The sequence below is a fragment of the Streptomyces sp. NPDC088730 genome, from assembly GCF_044751215.1.
Classification (GTDB): Bacteria; Actinomycetota; Actinomycetes; order Streptomycetales; family Streptomycetaceae; genus Streptomyces.
The window spans coordinates 236,088-250,062 of the sequence record NZ_JBIVLK010000007.1; the positions used below are offsets into that span (position 1 = coordinate 236,088).

11 protein-coding genes are annotated in these 13,975 nt (G+C 71.4%); 9 read left to right on the plus strand and 2 right to left on the minus strand.

Translation table 11 applies throughout. The annotated features are described in order from the left end of the window. Positions 1-205 precede the first annotated feature (205 nt). Both ACIP89_RS22535 and ACIP89_RS22540 read left to right on the plus strand, forming a co-directional pair. Entirely contained in the window at positions 206-784 is a 579-nt protein-coding gene (locus ACIP89_RS22535; RefSeq protein WP_401928262.1) for a hypothetical protein, read from the plus strand. After that, entirely contained in the window at positions 781-1,458 is a 678-nt protein-coding gene (locus ACIP89_RS22540; RefSeq protein ID WP_402116362.1) for a hypothetical protein, read from the plus strand. The genes ACIP89_RS22535 and ACIP89_RS22540 overlap by 4 nt, the downstream gene beginning before the upstream one ends. Before the next feature lie 24 nt (positions 1,459-1,482). Here the strand turns inward: ACIP89_RS22540 and ACIP89_RS22545 are convergent, their stop codons facing one another. Both ACIP89_RS22545 and ACIP89_RS22550 read right to left on the minus strand, forming a co-directional pair. After that, positions 1,483-2,280 carry a tyrosine-protein phosphatase gene (locus tag ACIP89_RS22545; protein WP_401928258.1) on the minus strand — a complete coding sequence of 266 codons (798 nt, stop codon included), beginning with the start codon at positions 2,278-2,280 and terminating at the stop codon, positions 1,483-1,485. A gap of 461 nt (positions 2,281-2,741) precedes the next feature. Continuing rightward, positions 2,742-3,107 (minus strand): hypothetical protein, encoded by a 366-nt coding sequence (locus tag ACIP89_RS22550; RefSeq protein ID WP_402116363.1) that lies wholly within the window; start codon positions 3,105-3,107, stop codon positions 2,742-2,744. Between the two features lie 222 nt (positions 3,108-3,329). Between ACIP89_RS22550 and mutA the strand changes: the two genes are divergently transcribed. From mutA to ACIP89_RS22585, 7 genes are all read left to right on the plus strand, one after another. Continuing rightward, a complete protein-coding gene (mutA, locus tag ACIP89_RS22555; RefSeq protein WP_402116365.1) occupies positions 3,330-5,189 on the plus strand; it encodes a methylmalonyl-CoA mutase small subunit in 1,860 nt (619 codons plus the stop codon). Beyond that, positions 5,189-7,390: a methylmalonyl-CoA mutase gene (gene scpA / locus ACIP89_RS22560; RefSeq protein ID WP_402116367.1), complete on the plus strand. Its 2,202-nt coding sequence runs from the start codon at positions 5,189-5,191 to the stop codon at positions 7,388-7,390. Before mutA ends, scpA begins: the two co-directional genes overlap by 1 nt. Before the next feature lie 11 nt (positions 7,391-7,401). After that, entirely contained in the window at positions 7,402-8,388 is a 987-nt protein-coding gene (gene meaB, locus ACIP89_RS22565) for a methylmalonyl Co-A mutase-associated GTPase MeaB (RefSeq protein ID WP_402116369.1), read from the plus strand. A 145-nt stretch (positions 8,389-8,533) separates the two neighbouring features. After that, positions 8,534-9,595, plus strand: a complete 1,062-nt coding sequence (locus tag ACIP89_RS22570; protein ID WP_402116371.1) for an ATP-binding protein — start codon at positions 8,534-8,536, stop codon at positions 9,593-9,595. Further along, positions 9,592-11,421 carry a hypothetical protein gene (locus ACIP89_RS22575; protein WP_402116372.1) on the plus strand — a complete coding sequence of 610 codons (1,830 nt, stop codon included), beginning with the start codon at positions 9,592-9,594 and terminating at the stop codon, positions 11,419-11,421. Before ACIP89_RS22570 ends, ACIP89_RS22575 begins: the two co-directional genes overlap by 4 nt. A 321-nt stretch (positions 11,422-11,742) precedes the next feature. Further along, positions 11,743-12,912: a transcription termination factor Rho gene (gene rho / locus ACIP89_RS22580; protein ID WP_401929192.1), complete on the plus strand. Its 1,170-nt coding sequence runs from the start codon at positions 11,743-11,745 to the stop codon at positions 12,910-12,912. 31 nt (positions 12,913-12,943) lie between these two features. Further along, on the plus strand, positions 12,944-13,942 hold the full coding sequence (locus tag ACIP89_RS22585) for an aldo/keto reductase family protein (protein WP_402116374.1): 999 nt from the start codon (positions 12,944-12,946) through the stop codon (positions 13,940-13,942). Positions 13,943-13,975 lie beyond the last annotated feature (33 nt).

Sequence of the window (13,975 nt, forward strand, 5' to 3'; positions counted from 1 at the left end):
CGCCCCTCTCGGAGAATTCCTGATGGCCCCTTCACGATACCGAGGAGCCGTGGGCGGACCCGCGCCGGAGGCGTCGCGCAGCGTTCGCACCACCGCCGTCCGGCAAGCAACTCGCGGTTTCGGGGCATGAATCCGTGCGGCGGGGTACACGAGCGGCACGCCCGGACCGAATCTCGGCCGGGGCACGGACCGAAAGGAATGGAGCATGACCACTGTCGTGATCATCGTCGCGGTCGTCCTGGTCGTGGCCGCCGGACTCTTCTTCGCCTTCGGCCGGAAGACGGGCGGGCGCGGTCTGCAACGCCGCTTCGGACCGGAGTACGACCGGGCCGTCGCACGCCATGACGGCGACGCCAAGGCCGCCGAACACGAACTGAGCGATCGGTTGAAGCGTCACCGTTCGCTCGACGAACGCCCGCTCTCACCGGAGGCCCGTGCGCGGTACGCCGAGCGCTGGACCCAGATACAGGGCGGGTTCGTCGATGCCCCGCAGCAGGCCGTCGCCGAGGCCGACGCCCTCCTCGCGGAGCTGGCCCGGGACACCGGATTCCCCGACGGCAGCGACTTCGAGGAGCAGACAGCGGCCCTCTCCGTCCACCACGCCGAACATCTCAACGGCTATCGCCGGGTGCACGCCGTCCAGCGGGGCGAGGGCAGCACCGAGGAGATGCGCGAAGCCATGATCGAGGCCCGCGGCCTCTTCGACGTCCTGGTCTCCAACGGTAACGAGAACCCGGTCCGAGAAGGCCACCACCACCATGCCGAAGGAAGTGGCACAGCATGACGTACGACACCGAACGCACCCCCCGGATCCCCACCGGATCGCCTGCGGCCGCCGAGCAGTCACCGGTCACCACCGACCGGTCCGCCGAGCAGTCACCGGTCACCCCTGACCGCACCACCGGCCGCGCCAACGAGCAGTCACCGGTCACCACCGACCGCGCTGCCGGAAAGTCCCCGGTCACCACCGACCGCGCCAACGAGCAGTCACCGGCCACCACCGACCGCGCCACCGGACAGTCCCCGGCCACCACCGACCGCGCCACCGGACAGTCCCCGGCCACCACCGACCGCGCTGCCGAGCAGTCCCCGGTCAGCACCGACCGGTCTCCGGCAGGCCACGGCCGGAGCGCCGGACAGCCGCACACCGGCTCCTCCCCGACAGGCGACACCGCCGCCCCGGCCAACCGGCCGCTTTTCCGGGAGGGCGATCAGGAAAAGCTGGCGCTGCGGCTCCAGCAGGCGGTGACCGAATTCGTCGAGAACCCCCTGCGTGCGGTGGAGGAGGCCGAAGGCACCTTCGACGCGGCAGTCGACGGCCTCGCGCACGCTCTCAAGGAGCGCCGGCGCGAGATAGACGTCCAGCAGCAGGGCAAGGAGTCCGGAACCCGGACCGAGGAACTCCGGATCGCCCTGCAGCAGTACCGCGATCTCACCGAACGGCTGCTGAAGATCTGAGCCGACCGGGAAGGGAAGAGCCCCTCAGGCGGTAGCCACCAGTTCGGCACGCAGGCGCCGCAGGGCCTCTTCGGGGAGGCGGAGCCCGTCGCGCACATAGCCGTCGAGTCCTCCCCACCGTTCATCCATGGCATCCAGTGCCGTGTCGAGATAGCGGGGGCGGACCTCGATGATCGCGGACGCGATCTCGGGGTCGCCCCCCGCGTCGAGAAAGTTCTGCACGTACGGCCGGAAGGCGACCCGCACCACCGGGTTCACCGCGAGGTACTCGATCCTCACCGTGTCCCTGGAAGCGCCCAGCAGAAGCAGGAGCAGCGCCGCCGCCCAGCCCGTACGGTCCTTGCCCGCCGTGCAGTGGAAGAGCACCGGGCCGGCGGCGCTGTCGGCGACCGTGTCGAGGAAGGCCCGGTACGCGGCCGCGGCGCGGGGCGAGAGCACCATCTGCCGGTACGTCTCCGCGAACATCTCCTCGGCCTTTCCGTCCCCGAGCAGCCGCTCGGCCTCGACGGTGTCGGCGAGCAGGGACCGGAGCCGGGCCGGCGCCACCCCCGGGTTGTCCCCGAGCACATCCGCGACGAAGAGCCGGGCTCCGGGCGGCAGGCGGTCGGGGGCTGACGCCCTTTCGTCCGCGGTGCGCAGATCGACGACCGTGCGGATGCCGAGCGCCGCCACCGAGGCCTCGCCCGCCGGATCCAGCCCGCTGAGCTGGCCGGAGCGCAGCACCCGGCCGGGCCGGACCCGACAGCCGTGCTGCAGGGCGATGCCGCCCAGGTCACGCAGGTTGAGAACGGACACTGCCGGGACGGCCCTGACGGTTTGCACGATGAACTTCCTCTTTTCCCGGCACGTATCCGAGTTTCATTTCGGTCTGGCCGGATCAAAAGTCGCATGAGGTCCCGAAATCGACAATGTAAAACGCCGGGGATGATCGATCGGGCATGGCGGTGGGCGCGGAGGAAACGGATGAGGAGACGAAAGAGAACCGCTGCCCGACCGGCCGCGACTCCATGGGGACAACGGGAACGAGCGCCATCCACCGGAACGCGAGGAGAGCGGGTACGAAATCGCGGCGGCGGGGTTCCGTACTGATCGTGTGTCCGTCGGGCCGAATGACCGTTACGGAGTCGGCCTCGGCGAATTCCCGGTAACCTCCCGTCCCGCACGGGAGAGGAACGCGTCCACAGAGCCCACGGAGGCGGTCGCGGTCATTCAGCCAGAAGTCTGTTCTTCCGGGCCGCGAACTCGGCGTCCGTGAGGACTCCCCGCTTATTCAACTCGCCCAGTCACTCCAGCTGGTCGATCAGGTCGCCCGGAGCCGGGGCGGCGCCCGGCCGCTCCATCTCCCGTTCGGCGGACCTCTCCCGCTGGTGCTGCCGGTCCCGGCCGCTGACCGCGGAGGCGGTGCCCGCGACGACGGCCGTGCCGGTGACCGCGCTCTCGACCGGCTCGAACGGGTCGAGGCCGTCGGGGCCGAGATCGTCCCGCTCAACGGTCTCGATCGTGCCGTCGCCAGCCCGGTGCACGAAGGTCGGGTCGATGACGCGGACCGCCTCCGAGGCGTCCGTGTCGGCCGGCGCGGACGCGATGGCGCCGGTGGACCGGTTGCCGGGGAAGGCGACGGCGAGGTACTCGACAGGTCCCACAGCCACGGGGTGTCCTCTCCGGGGGGATCGATTGTCAGCAGCATAACTTCGGTCATTTACTGCCGCACTGCGACAAATAGGCCACTGGCCTCCGGGACAGAGAAACCGGGTGCGCCACACCCCCGCTTGTTACTGCACAGTACGTAAAGGATCAAGCGCGCTCGGGGAGGGCAAGGTCACAGCCGGCGCCTCTGCTGCGCCTCTAGAAACCTGCCCTAGCATCTGGGCATGACGGTCCTGCCTGCTGACGGGCTTTCGTTGGCCGCCGAATTCCCTGACCCCGCCCATGAGCAGTGGCAGAGCCTCGTCGAGGGTGTGCTGCGCAAGTCGGGCAAGGACGTTTCGGGTTCGGCCGCCGAGGAAGCGCTGTCCACCACGGTGGAGGACGGGCTCATCACCCGCCCCCTCTACACCTCGCGCGACGACGCGCCCGATGCCGGTCTCCCGGGCTTCGCCCCCTTCACCCGCGGCGGCAAGCCGGCGGGGAACACGGCGGGCGGCTGGGGCGTCCGGCAACGCCACACCATCCCCGATCCCGCCCGGCTCAACGAAGCCGTGCTCGCCGATCTGGAGAACGGAGTCACCTCGCTGTGGCTGACCGTGGGGGACGCCGGTGGCGGCGTCCCGGTCTCCGGTCTCGCCCGCGCCCTGGACGGCGTCCTTCTCGACCTGGCTCCGGTCGTCCTGGACGCGGGCGCCGAACTCGACGCCGCCGCGACGGAGTTGCTGCGCCTCTACGCGGAGCGGGGGGTGCCGCCGCAGTCGGCGCGCGGCAGTCTGGGCGCCGACCCGCTGGGGCAGGCCGCCCGCTCCGGCGCGGCGCCGGAACAGGAGGCGGCGGTCAGCTGGGCGCTGCGCTGCGCCCGTGAGTACCCCGGGCTGCGGGCGCTGACCGTGGATGCGATGCCGTACCACGAGGCCGGCGGTTCGGCCGCGCAGGAGCTGGGCAGTTCGCTGGCCACGGGGGTCGCCTACCTGCGGGCACTGACCGAGGCGGGCCTCGGCGTCGAAGAGGCCTGCGCGCAACTGGAGTTCCGGTACGCGGCCACCGCCGACCAGTTCCTGACGATCGCCAGGATGCGGGCCGCGCGCCGGCTGTGGGCGCGGGTCGCCGAGGTCTGCGGCGCCGCTCGGGCCGGAGCGCAGCGGCAGCACGCCGTGACGTCGCCGGTGATGATGACGCGGCGCGATCCGTGGGTGAACATGCTCCGCACCACGCTGGCCTGTCTGGGCGCGGGCGTCGGCGGGGCCGACACGGTCACCGTGCTGCCGTTCGATCACGCGCTGGGCCTGCCGGACGCGTTCGCGCGGCGCATCGCCCGTAACACCTCGACGATTCTGGTGGAGGAGTCGCATCTGGCCCGGGTGATCGACCCGGCGGGCGGTTCCTGGTACGTGGAGCGGCTGACCGACGAGCTCGCGGAGTCCGCCTGGGCCTTCTTCCAGGAGATCGAGCGGGCGGGAGGCCAGGCGGCCGCGCTGGAATCCGGGATGCTCGCGGAGCGGCTCGCGGCGACCTGGGCGGCGCGCAAGAAGAACCTGGCGCGGCGCAAGGAACCCATCACCGGCGTCAGCGAGTTCCCGCAGCTCGCCGAGCGCGCGGTGGAACGCGAGGCCGCGCCGTCCACAGCAGGCCGGGGCGGGCTGCCGGTGGTCCGCCGCGACGAGGCGTTCGAGGAGCTGCGGTCCCGCTCGGACGCCCATCTGGCGGCGACCGGTCAACGGCCGCGGGTGTTCATCGCCGCGCTCGGCCCCGCCGCCGCGCACACCGCCCGTGCCTCGTTCGCCGCGAACCTCTTCCAGGCGGGCGGCATCGAGCCGGTCCACGAGCCAATCCAGGTGAATGCCTCCTCGGTCGCCGCGGCCTTCGCGGCCGCCGGGACGGACGTGGCGTGCCTGTGTTCCAGTGACGCGCTCTACGCCGAGCAGGCCGGCGAGGTCGCCGCGGCGCTCGTATCGGCGGGTGCGCGGCGCGTGTACCTGGCGGGACGGCCGGGCGACTACTCCGGTGTCGACGAGTACGTCTTCGCCGGCTGCGATGTGGTGGCCGTGCTCTCCTCCGTTCTCGACCGTATGGGTGTGGCGTAATGCGGATCCCCGATTTCTCCGACATCGAGCTCGGCCCCGGCAGCGGCGCCGAGGTGACAGAGGACCAGTGGCGTACGGCGGTGAAGGAGTCCTCCGGGAGCTCCGACGGCGACCTCCGGTGGGAGACCCCGGAGGGCATCGCGGTCAAGCCGCTGTACACCGGCCAGGATCTGGAGGGGCTCGACTTCCTGGGTACATATCCGGGTATGGCGCCGTATCTGCGCGGCCCGTACCCGACGATGTACGTGAACCAGCCCTGGACGATCCGGCAGTACGCGGGGTTCTCCACCGCCGAGGAGTCCAACGCCTTCTACCGCCGCAATCTGGCGGCCGGCCAGAAGGGGCTCTCGGTCGCGTTCGACCTGCCGACCCACCGGGGTTACGACAGCGACCACCCGAGGGTGACCGGTGACGTCGGCATGGCCGGGGTGGCGATCGACTCGATCTACGACATGCGCCAGCTGTTCGAGGGCATCCCGCTGGACAGGATGTCGGTGTCGATGACGATGAACGGCGCGGTGCTCCCCGTACTCGCCCTGTACATCGTGGCCGCCGAGGAGCAGGGCGTACCGCCGGAGAAGCTGGCCGGGACCATTCAGAACGACATTCTGAAGGAGTTCATGGTCCGCAACACCTATATCTATCCGCCGAAGCCCTCGATGCGGATCATCTCCGACATCTTCGCGTTCACCTCGCAGAAGATGCCGCGCTACAACTCGATCTCCATCTCCGGGTACCACATCCAGGAGGCCGGGGCCACGGCCGATCTGGAGCTGGCGTACACCCTGGCCGACGGGGTCGAGTACCTGCGCGCCGGGCGGGACACCGGCCTGGACGTGGACGCGTTCGCACCGCGACTGTCGTTCTTCTGGGCGATCGGCATGAACTTCTTCATGGAGATCGCGAAGCTGCGGGCCGCCCGGCTGCTCTGGGCCAAGCTGGTGAAGCAGTTCGATCCGCAGAACCCCAAGTCGCTGTCCCTGCGCACCCATTCGCAGACCTCCGGCTGGTCACTGACCGCGCAGGACGTCTTCAACAACGTCACCCGCACCTGCGTGGAGGCGATGGCAGCCACCCAGGGGCACACCCAGTCCCTGCACACCAACGCCCTGGACGAGGCGCTCGCCCTGCCCACCGACTTCTCCGCGCGCATCGCCCGCAACACCCAGCTCCTGCTCCAGCAGGAGTCCGGCACCACCCGGGTCATCGACCCGTGGGGCGGCAGCGCCTACGTCGAGAAGCTGACCTACGACCTGGCCCGGCGGGCCTGGCAGCACATCGAGGAGGTCGAGGCGGCCGGCGGCATGGCCAAGGCCATCGACGCGGGCATCCCCAAGCTCCGCATCGAGGAGGCCGCCGCCCGCACCCAGGCCCGCATCGACTCCGGGCGCCAGCCCGTCATCGGCGTCAACAAGTACCGCGTCGAGACCGACGAGAAGATCGACGTCCTGAAGGTCGACAACACCTCGGTGCGCACCCAGCAGATCGAGAAGCTGCGGCGGCTGCGCGAGGAACGCGACGAACAGGCCTGCCAGGACGCGCTGCGCGCGCTGACGGACGCGGCAGGCCGGGAGCCCGGCCCCGGGCTGGAGGGCAATCTGCTGGCGCTGGCCGTCGGCGCGGCACGCGCGATGGCGACCGTGGGCGAGATCTCGGACGCGCTGGAGAAGGTGTACGGCCGGCACTCGGGCCAGATCCGTACGATCTCCGGTGTGTACCGCAACGAGGCAGGGGAGTCACCGTCGGTGGACCGTACCCGCGCGCTGGTCGACGCGTTCGAGGAGGCCGAGGGGCGGCGTCCGCGGATCCTGGTCGCCAAGATGGGCCAGGACGGACACGACCGGGGCCAGAAGGTCATCGCGACCGCCTTCGCCGACCTCGGCTTCGACGTCGACGTCGGCCCGCTGTTCCAGACACCGGGCGAGGTCGCCCGGCAGGCGGTCGAGGCGGACGTGCACATCGTGGGCGTCTCCTCCCTGGCCGCCGGCCACCTCACCCTCGTCCCCGCACTCCGCGAGGAACTCGCCGCCGAAGGACGGGAGGACATCATGATCGTGGTGGGCGGAGTGATCCCCCCGTCGGACGTCGAGGCCCTGCACGAGGCGGGTGCGGCGGCGGTGTTCCCGCCCGGAACGGTCATCCCGGACGCCGCGTACGACCTGGTGACGCGGCTCGGCGCCTCACTCGGCCACGAGCTGTGAGCCGCTGACCCATGGCACCCAAGATCGACCTCGACAACTACGCGAAGGGCGTACTCGACGGGAAGCGGGCGCACATCGCACGCGCCATCACCCTCGTCGAGTCCACCCGGCCCGACCACCGCGCACTGGCACAGCAGTTGCTGCGCGAGCTCCTGCCGCACTCCGGCAGCGCCCGCCGCATCGGCATCAGCGGGGTGCCGGGAGTCGGCAAGTCCACGTTCATCGACGCCCTCGGCACGATGCTCACCGGCCTCGGGCACCGGGTCGCGGTGCTGGCCGTCGACCCGTCCTCCAGCCGGACCGGCGGCTCCATCCTGGGTGACAAGACCCGGATGGAGCGGCTCGCGGTGGACCCGGCGGCATTCGTGCGCCCCTCCCCCACCGCGGGCACGCTGGGCGGGGTGGCCAAGGCGACCCGGGAGTCCATCGTGGTGATGGAGGCGGCGGGGTACGACGTGGTGCTGGTGGAGACGGTCGGGGTCGGCCAGTCGGAGACGGCGGTCGCCAATATGGTCGACACGTTCCTGCTGCTGACCCTGGCCCGTACCGGCGACCAGCTCCAGGGCATCAAGAAGGGGGTGCTGGAGCTGGCCGACGCCATCGCGGTGAACAAGGCCGACGGACCCCACGAGCGCGACGCCCGCTCCGCCGCACGTGAACTCGCGGGCGCGCTGCGGTTGATGCACCCTCCGGACGCGGCCTGGACCCCGCCGGTACTGACGTGCAGCGCCCGCGAGGGAAGCGGCCTCGACACCCTGTGGGAGCGGCTGGAACAGCACCGGACCCTGCTCGAATCGACCGGCCGGCTGACGGCCAAACGGCGTGAGCAGCAGGTCGACTGGACCTGGACGATGGTGCGCGACGAGCTGCTGGAGAGCCTGCGCGGCCACCCCGGGGTGCGGGCCCTCGCACCGGAGCTCGAACTGCGGGTCAGGGAGGGCACCCTGCCTGCCACACTGGCCGCCGAACAGATCCTGGAGGCCTTCCGGGGCCGGTAGGACGCTTCCGGGAGCGACGCCCGGGGCCGGACAGAGGAGCGGTCCGCCCCGCGGGCGGACGGGCGAAAATCGGGCTGCGGCGGGAGTCCAGGCCTCGCCATACTGGGCGGGCCCGAACTCCCGGACTCCGAAGGAACTCCCCCGCGTGCAGGCCGCTGTCACCGTCACACCCGCCCAGATACCCGAACTGCTCCTGGGACTCGCCACCGTGCGGCCCGTGTTCCTGTGGGGAGCACCGGGGATCGGCAAGTCGTCGCTCGTGCGACGGTTCGCCGAGTCGCTCGGACTGGAGTGTGTCAGCCTGCTCGGGACGCAGCTCGCCCCGGAGGACCTGATCGGCGTACCGCAGATCCGCGACGGCCGTTCGGTGTTCTGCCCGCCGGAGTCCATCGCCCGCGACGAGCCCTACTGCCTCTTCCTCGACGAGCTCAACGCCGCCACGCCCGATGTCCAGAAGGCGTTCTACTCCCTCATCCTGGACCGCCGGATCGGCTCGTACGAGCTGCCCGCCGGCTCGATCGTCATCGGGGCCGGCAACAGGGCGACGGACAACGCGCTGGCCAGGCCCATCGCGTCCGCGCTGGTCAACCGGCTCACCCACGTCCATCTGCGGGCCTCGTCGCAGGACTGGCTGGTGTGGGCGGGCGAGAACGGCATCCACCCCTGGGTGACGGACTACCTGACCGACCGTCCCGACCACCTGTGGTCGCAACCGCCCAAGACCGAGGAGCCGTTCTCCACGCCGCGGTCCTGGCACATGCTCTCCGACGCCCTGCACTCCTTCGGGCCGGACATCGGTGAGGAGACGCTCAAGGTGATCGTGCACGGCACGCTGACACCGGCCCACGCCGTCTCCTTCTGCGGATACGCGAAGATCGTGCGCCACACCTTCGGTATCGAGGCGATCCTCAAGGGGGACGCCTCCTGGCCCACCCGGCTGGAGGACCGTGACCTCCTGTACTACCTGGCGGAGGCGTTTCGTGGCCGGCTCGTGAAGGAACTGCCGCGCCGGAAGGAGCACGTCTCCGCGTCGATGCGGCAGACGTCGTACCGGGCCAAGTCGCTGCTCGTGCAGCTTGCCGAGATATCGGTCGAGGTCGCGCAGACCGTCATCGCGGACGACGCCGACGGACTGCCGGTGCTGCCCGCCTGGTTCCTCGTCGAGGCGGCGCGCGACATGCCCAGGCTGGTCGAGGCCCGGCGATGAAGGCCTCGGCCCGCCGCGCGAACAGCAAGGGCGGCAAGGGCGGCGACTCCGACCCGGCCGCCGCGGCGTTCGCCGCCGGGCTCGCGCTGGTCACGCGCAATCCCGCCTTCGCCGCCCTGAAGGCGTCCGTGTGCAGAGAGCCCGGCTGCGACCTCGCCCCGACGGGAGGGCTGGCCGCTGTCACCTCCAACGGCACCATCCACGTCCACCCCGCCAAGCGCGCGGACCCGGCCGAATGGGCCTGGGCCCTGGCCCACTGCCTGCTGCATCTGGGCTTCGGCCATGTGCCGGCCGCCGCGGACGATCCGCGTGAGCAGCCCGACCGGTTCGACCTCGCGGCACGGTGCGTGGTCGTCAACCGCTTCCTGCTCGCCCATCCGGTGGGACGGCCCCCCGACGACCTGCCGACGGACAGTCCTGGGGGCGACGAGGAGCAGCTGGCCGCACGCTGGCGCCGCGACGGCATCCCCGCCGTCCATGAGCACTGCGGCACCGCGGGCGACCGCGCGGACCAGATCCTCACCACCTGGCACGCCTGGAACGGCTCCGCCGTCCCGGACTGGGAGACCGCCTTCGCACACGCCCTCACCCGCAGCGTGTCCGCCGCGATGGACGTGGCGGGCGGCCGCGTCGACCGCACGACCGGGGAGCGCCTGCCGCAGCGCCCCTGGGACCGGGCCCTGAACTGGTTCGTCTCGTCCTACCCGCTGCTCGGCGGGATCGCCGCCGGGCTCACGGTCGTGGCCGACGCCGAACTGGCCCGCTCGCAGAGCATCGACATCGCCGCGGTCAGCTCCGTGGCGGGCGAGATCTACATCAACCCGCTGCGCACGTTCACGGACGAGGAATGGCGCTTCGTCCTCGCCCACGAGATGCTGCACGCCGCGCTCCGCCACGGCGAACGCCGCGGTGGCCGCGACCCGTTCCTGTTCAACGTGGCCGCCGACTACGTCGTCAACGACTGGCTGGTCCGGATGCGCGTCGGTGACATGCCCGCCGGCCTCCTGTACGACCCCGGGCTGCGGGACCTGTCGGCCGAGGAGGTGTACGACCGCATCGCGGGCGACCTGCGCCGGCGCCGCAGGCTCGCGACGCTGCGGGGCAAGGGCGCCGGTGACATCCTCGGCGACCCCCTGCCGCGCCCCGGGGCCCGTCCGTACACCGACCTGGACGAATTCTACCGGCGCGGCCTCGTCCAGGGCTTCGACCTGCACCAGTACGGCGAGCGCGGCCTGCTGCCCGCCGGGCTGGTCGAGGAGATCCGGGCGCTGGCCCACCCGCCGGTGCCGTGGGACGCGCGACTGGCCCGCTGGTTCGACGAGTACGTGCCCCGGCCGGAGCCCGTACGGTCCTACGCCCGTCCGGGACGGCGGCAGGCATCGACCCCCGGCATCCCGAGAGCGGGCCGCTACTTCCCGCCCGAGGAGACGGCCCGCTGCACCTTCGGCGTCGTCCTCGACACCTCCGGCTCGATGAACAGCCGCCTGCTCGGGAAGGCGCTGGGCGCCATCGCCTCCTACGCCGAGGCGCGCGACGTCCCCACGGCCCGTGTGGTCTTCTGCGACGCGGCGGCCTACGACGCCGGCTACCTGCCACCGGCCGAGATCGCCGGCCGGGTACGGGTGCACGGTCGCGGCGGGACCGAACTGCAGCCGGGAATCGACCTCTTGCACCGGGCGGACGACTTTCCGCCGGCGGCGCCGCTGCTCGTGATCACCGACGGCTGGTGCGACACCCTGCGGATCCGGCGCGAGCACGCCTTCCTGATCCCGCAGGGGGCGTCCCTGCCGTTCACACCGCGCGGCCCGGTGTTCCGGCTGAGCTGAGCGCGGCTCCGGCCGGCGTCCACAGGCCCCAGCCGCCGGACCGTGACCTCCGGGTACGGTCCGTGCTACATTGCCCTTGGTACGTGTGTACGCCTTGAGATTCGGGCGCCGGTACCGGTTCACCGCTCATCGCATTCATTTCTCATCACGCTGACGCGCCCGTCCATTCCGGCCGGCGATCCGGCGTTACCGCATTTTATGCCTCAGTCCGGCGCGGGCTGTCCCGCCGGTCTTTCCTTGCCCGTCGTCCGGGGCGTGAGATCTCCGCCCCCGTTTCTGCCGGGCCCCTTCATTCGCATGTCCGCGAAAGGACCACCCCGCATGACCACCACACTCGAACACCCCGTTACCACCGAGCCCGCCGCCCGCGCGGCCGCGGCCGGTGTCCTCGACATCACCCAACAGGGACACGGCACCCTGCGTCCCGCCGACGGCCACGCCACTCCGCGCGACGTCCAGGTACCGGCCGCCCTCATCCGCCGGCACGGCCTGCGCAAGGGCGACGCCGTCGAGGGGACCTGCGACCGGCCCCGTGCCCTGAGCACCGTCGTCCGCGTCAACGGCCTTCCCCCGCAAGCCCTCCGGGGCCGGCCGCACTTCCGTGACCTTACCCCGCTCCACCCCCGGCGGCGGCTGCGCCTGGAGACTCCCTCGGGCGGCCCGTCGACGCGCGTCGTCGACCTCGTCGCCCCGGTCGGCAAGGGCCAGCGCGGGCTCATCGTCGCCCCGCCCAGGACCGGCAAGACGGTCCTGCTCCAGCAGATCGCGGCGTCGGTCGCCGAGAACCACCCCGAGTGCCACCTGATGGTGGTGCTCCTCGACGAGCGCCCGGAGGAGGTCACCGACATGCGGCGCTCGGTACGGGGCGAGGTCTACGCCTCCACCTTCGACCGGCCCGCCAAGGAGCACATCGCGCTGGCGGAGCTCGCACTCGAACGCGCCAAGCGGCTGGTCGAGCAGGGCCGGGACGTCGTCATCCTGCTGGACTCCCTCACCCGGCTGTGCCGGGCCCACAACAACGCGGCCTCGGCCGGCGGCCGCACCCTCAGCGGCGGTGTCGACGCGGCGGCCCTGCTCGGACCCAAGCGCCTCTTCGGGGCGGCACGGCTCACCGAGGAGGGCGGCTCCCTCACCATCCTGGCCACGGCCCTCGTGGACACCGGCTCGCGCGCCGACGAGTACTTCTTCGAGGAGCTGAAGGGGACCGGCAACATGGAACTGCGGCTCGACCGCTCCCTGGCCGAGAAGCGCGTCCACCCTGCCGTGAACATCGCGGCCTCCGGGACCCGCCGCGACGAACTCCTGGTACCGGCCGAGGAACTGACGGCCGTACGCGGTCTGCGGCGCGCCCTGCACTCCAGGGACGCGCAGACCTCGCTCGAAACGCTGCTGGACCGGCTCCGGCACACCCCGGACAACGCCGCCTTCCTCAAACTGATCCGCGACACGGTGCCCAACGCCTCAGCGTCGGTCACCCGTCCTACCATGTAGCGCCACTTACCAGCAGAGGGAGAGCAGCCACATGGAATTCCGCCGACTCGGCCGCAGCGGTCTGACGATCAGCGAGATCGCGTACGGGAACTGGCTCACCCACGGCTCCCAGGTGGAGGAGGAAGCGGCGCTCGCCTGTATCCGTGCCGCCCTGGACGCCGGCATCACCACCTTCGACACCGCGGACGTCTACGCGCAGACGCGGGCGGAGGCAGTGCTCGGGCGGGCCCTCAAGGACGAACGCCGCGAAGGGCTGGAGATCTTCACCAAGGTCTACTTCCCGACCGGCCCCGGGCAGAACGACCGGGGGCTCGGCCGCAAGCACATCATGGAGTCGATCGACAACTCACTGCGCCGGCTCCAGACCGACCACGTCGACCTCTACCAGGCGCACCGCTACGACCACGCCACGCCGCTGGAGGAGACGATGGAGGCGTTCGCCGACGTCGTCCGCTCCGGCAAGGCGCACTACATCGGCGTATCGGAGTGGACGGTCGGCCAGCTGCGCGCCGGGCACGCGCTGGCCCGCGAACTGCGGGTGCCGTTCATCTCCAACCAGCCGCAGTACTCGGCGCTGTGGCGGATCATCGAGGACGAGGTGGTGCCCGCGTCCGAGGAGCTCGGCATCGGCCAGATCGTCTGGTCACCGATCGCCCAGGGCGCGCTCACCGGCAAGTACCGACCCGGTGCGCCGCTGCCGGCGGGCTCGCGTGCGACGGATGACAAGGGCGGGGCCGACATGGTCGCCGACTGGCTGCGCGACGAGGTGCTGGAGCGGGTGCAGCTGCTGCGCCCGCTGGCCGAGCAGGCCGGACTGAGCATGGCGCAGCTCGCGGTCGCCTGGGTGCTGCAGAATCCCAACGTCTCCGCCGCGATCATCGGCGCCTCCCGTCCCGAGCAGGTGACGGAGAACGCCGTGGCCTCCGGTGTGCGGCTGGACACGGACCTGCTGAAGGCCGTCGACCAGGCGCTGGACCCGGTGGCGAGCCGCGATCCCGGGCTCACCGCCGGCCACAAGGAGAACAGCTGACGTGACAGCGGCGGGGCCCGGCCGGGATTCCGG

Coding starts and splice junctions, on each gene's coding strand:
- ACIP89_RS22535 (WP_401928262.1), top strand. CDS start 206: ATGACCACTGTCGTGATCATCGTCGCGGTCGTCCTGGTCGTGGCCGCC.
- ACIP89_RS22540 (WP_402116362.1), top strand. CDS start 781: ATGACGTACGACACCGAACGCACCCCCCGGATCCCCACCGGATCGCCT.
- mutA (WP_402116365.1), top strand. CDS start 3,330: ATGACGGTCCTGCCTGCTGACGGGCTTTCGTTGGCCGCCGAATTCCCT.
- scpA (WP_402116367.1), top strand. CDS start 5,189: ATGCGGATCCCCGATTTCTCCGACATCGAGCTCGGCCCCGGCAGCGGC.
- meaB (WP_402116369.1), top strand. CDS start 7,402: ATGGCACCCAAGATCGACCTCGACAACTACGCGAAGGGCGTACTCGAC.
- ACIP89_RS22575 (WP_402116372.1), top strand. CDS start 9,592: ATGAAGGCCTCGGCCCGCCGCGCGAACAGCAAGGGCGGCAAGGGCGGC.
- rho (WP_401929192.1), top strand. CDS start 11,743: ATGACCACCACACTCGAACACCCCGTTACCACCGAGCCCGCCGCCCGC.
- ACIP89_RS22585 (WP_402116374.1), top strand. CDS start 12,944: ATGGAATTCCGCCGACTCGGCCGCAGCGGTCTGACGATCAGCGAGATC.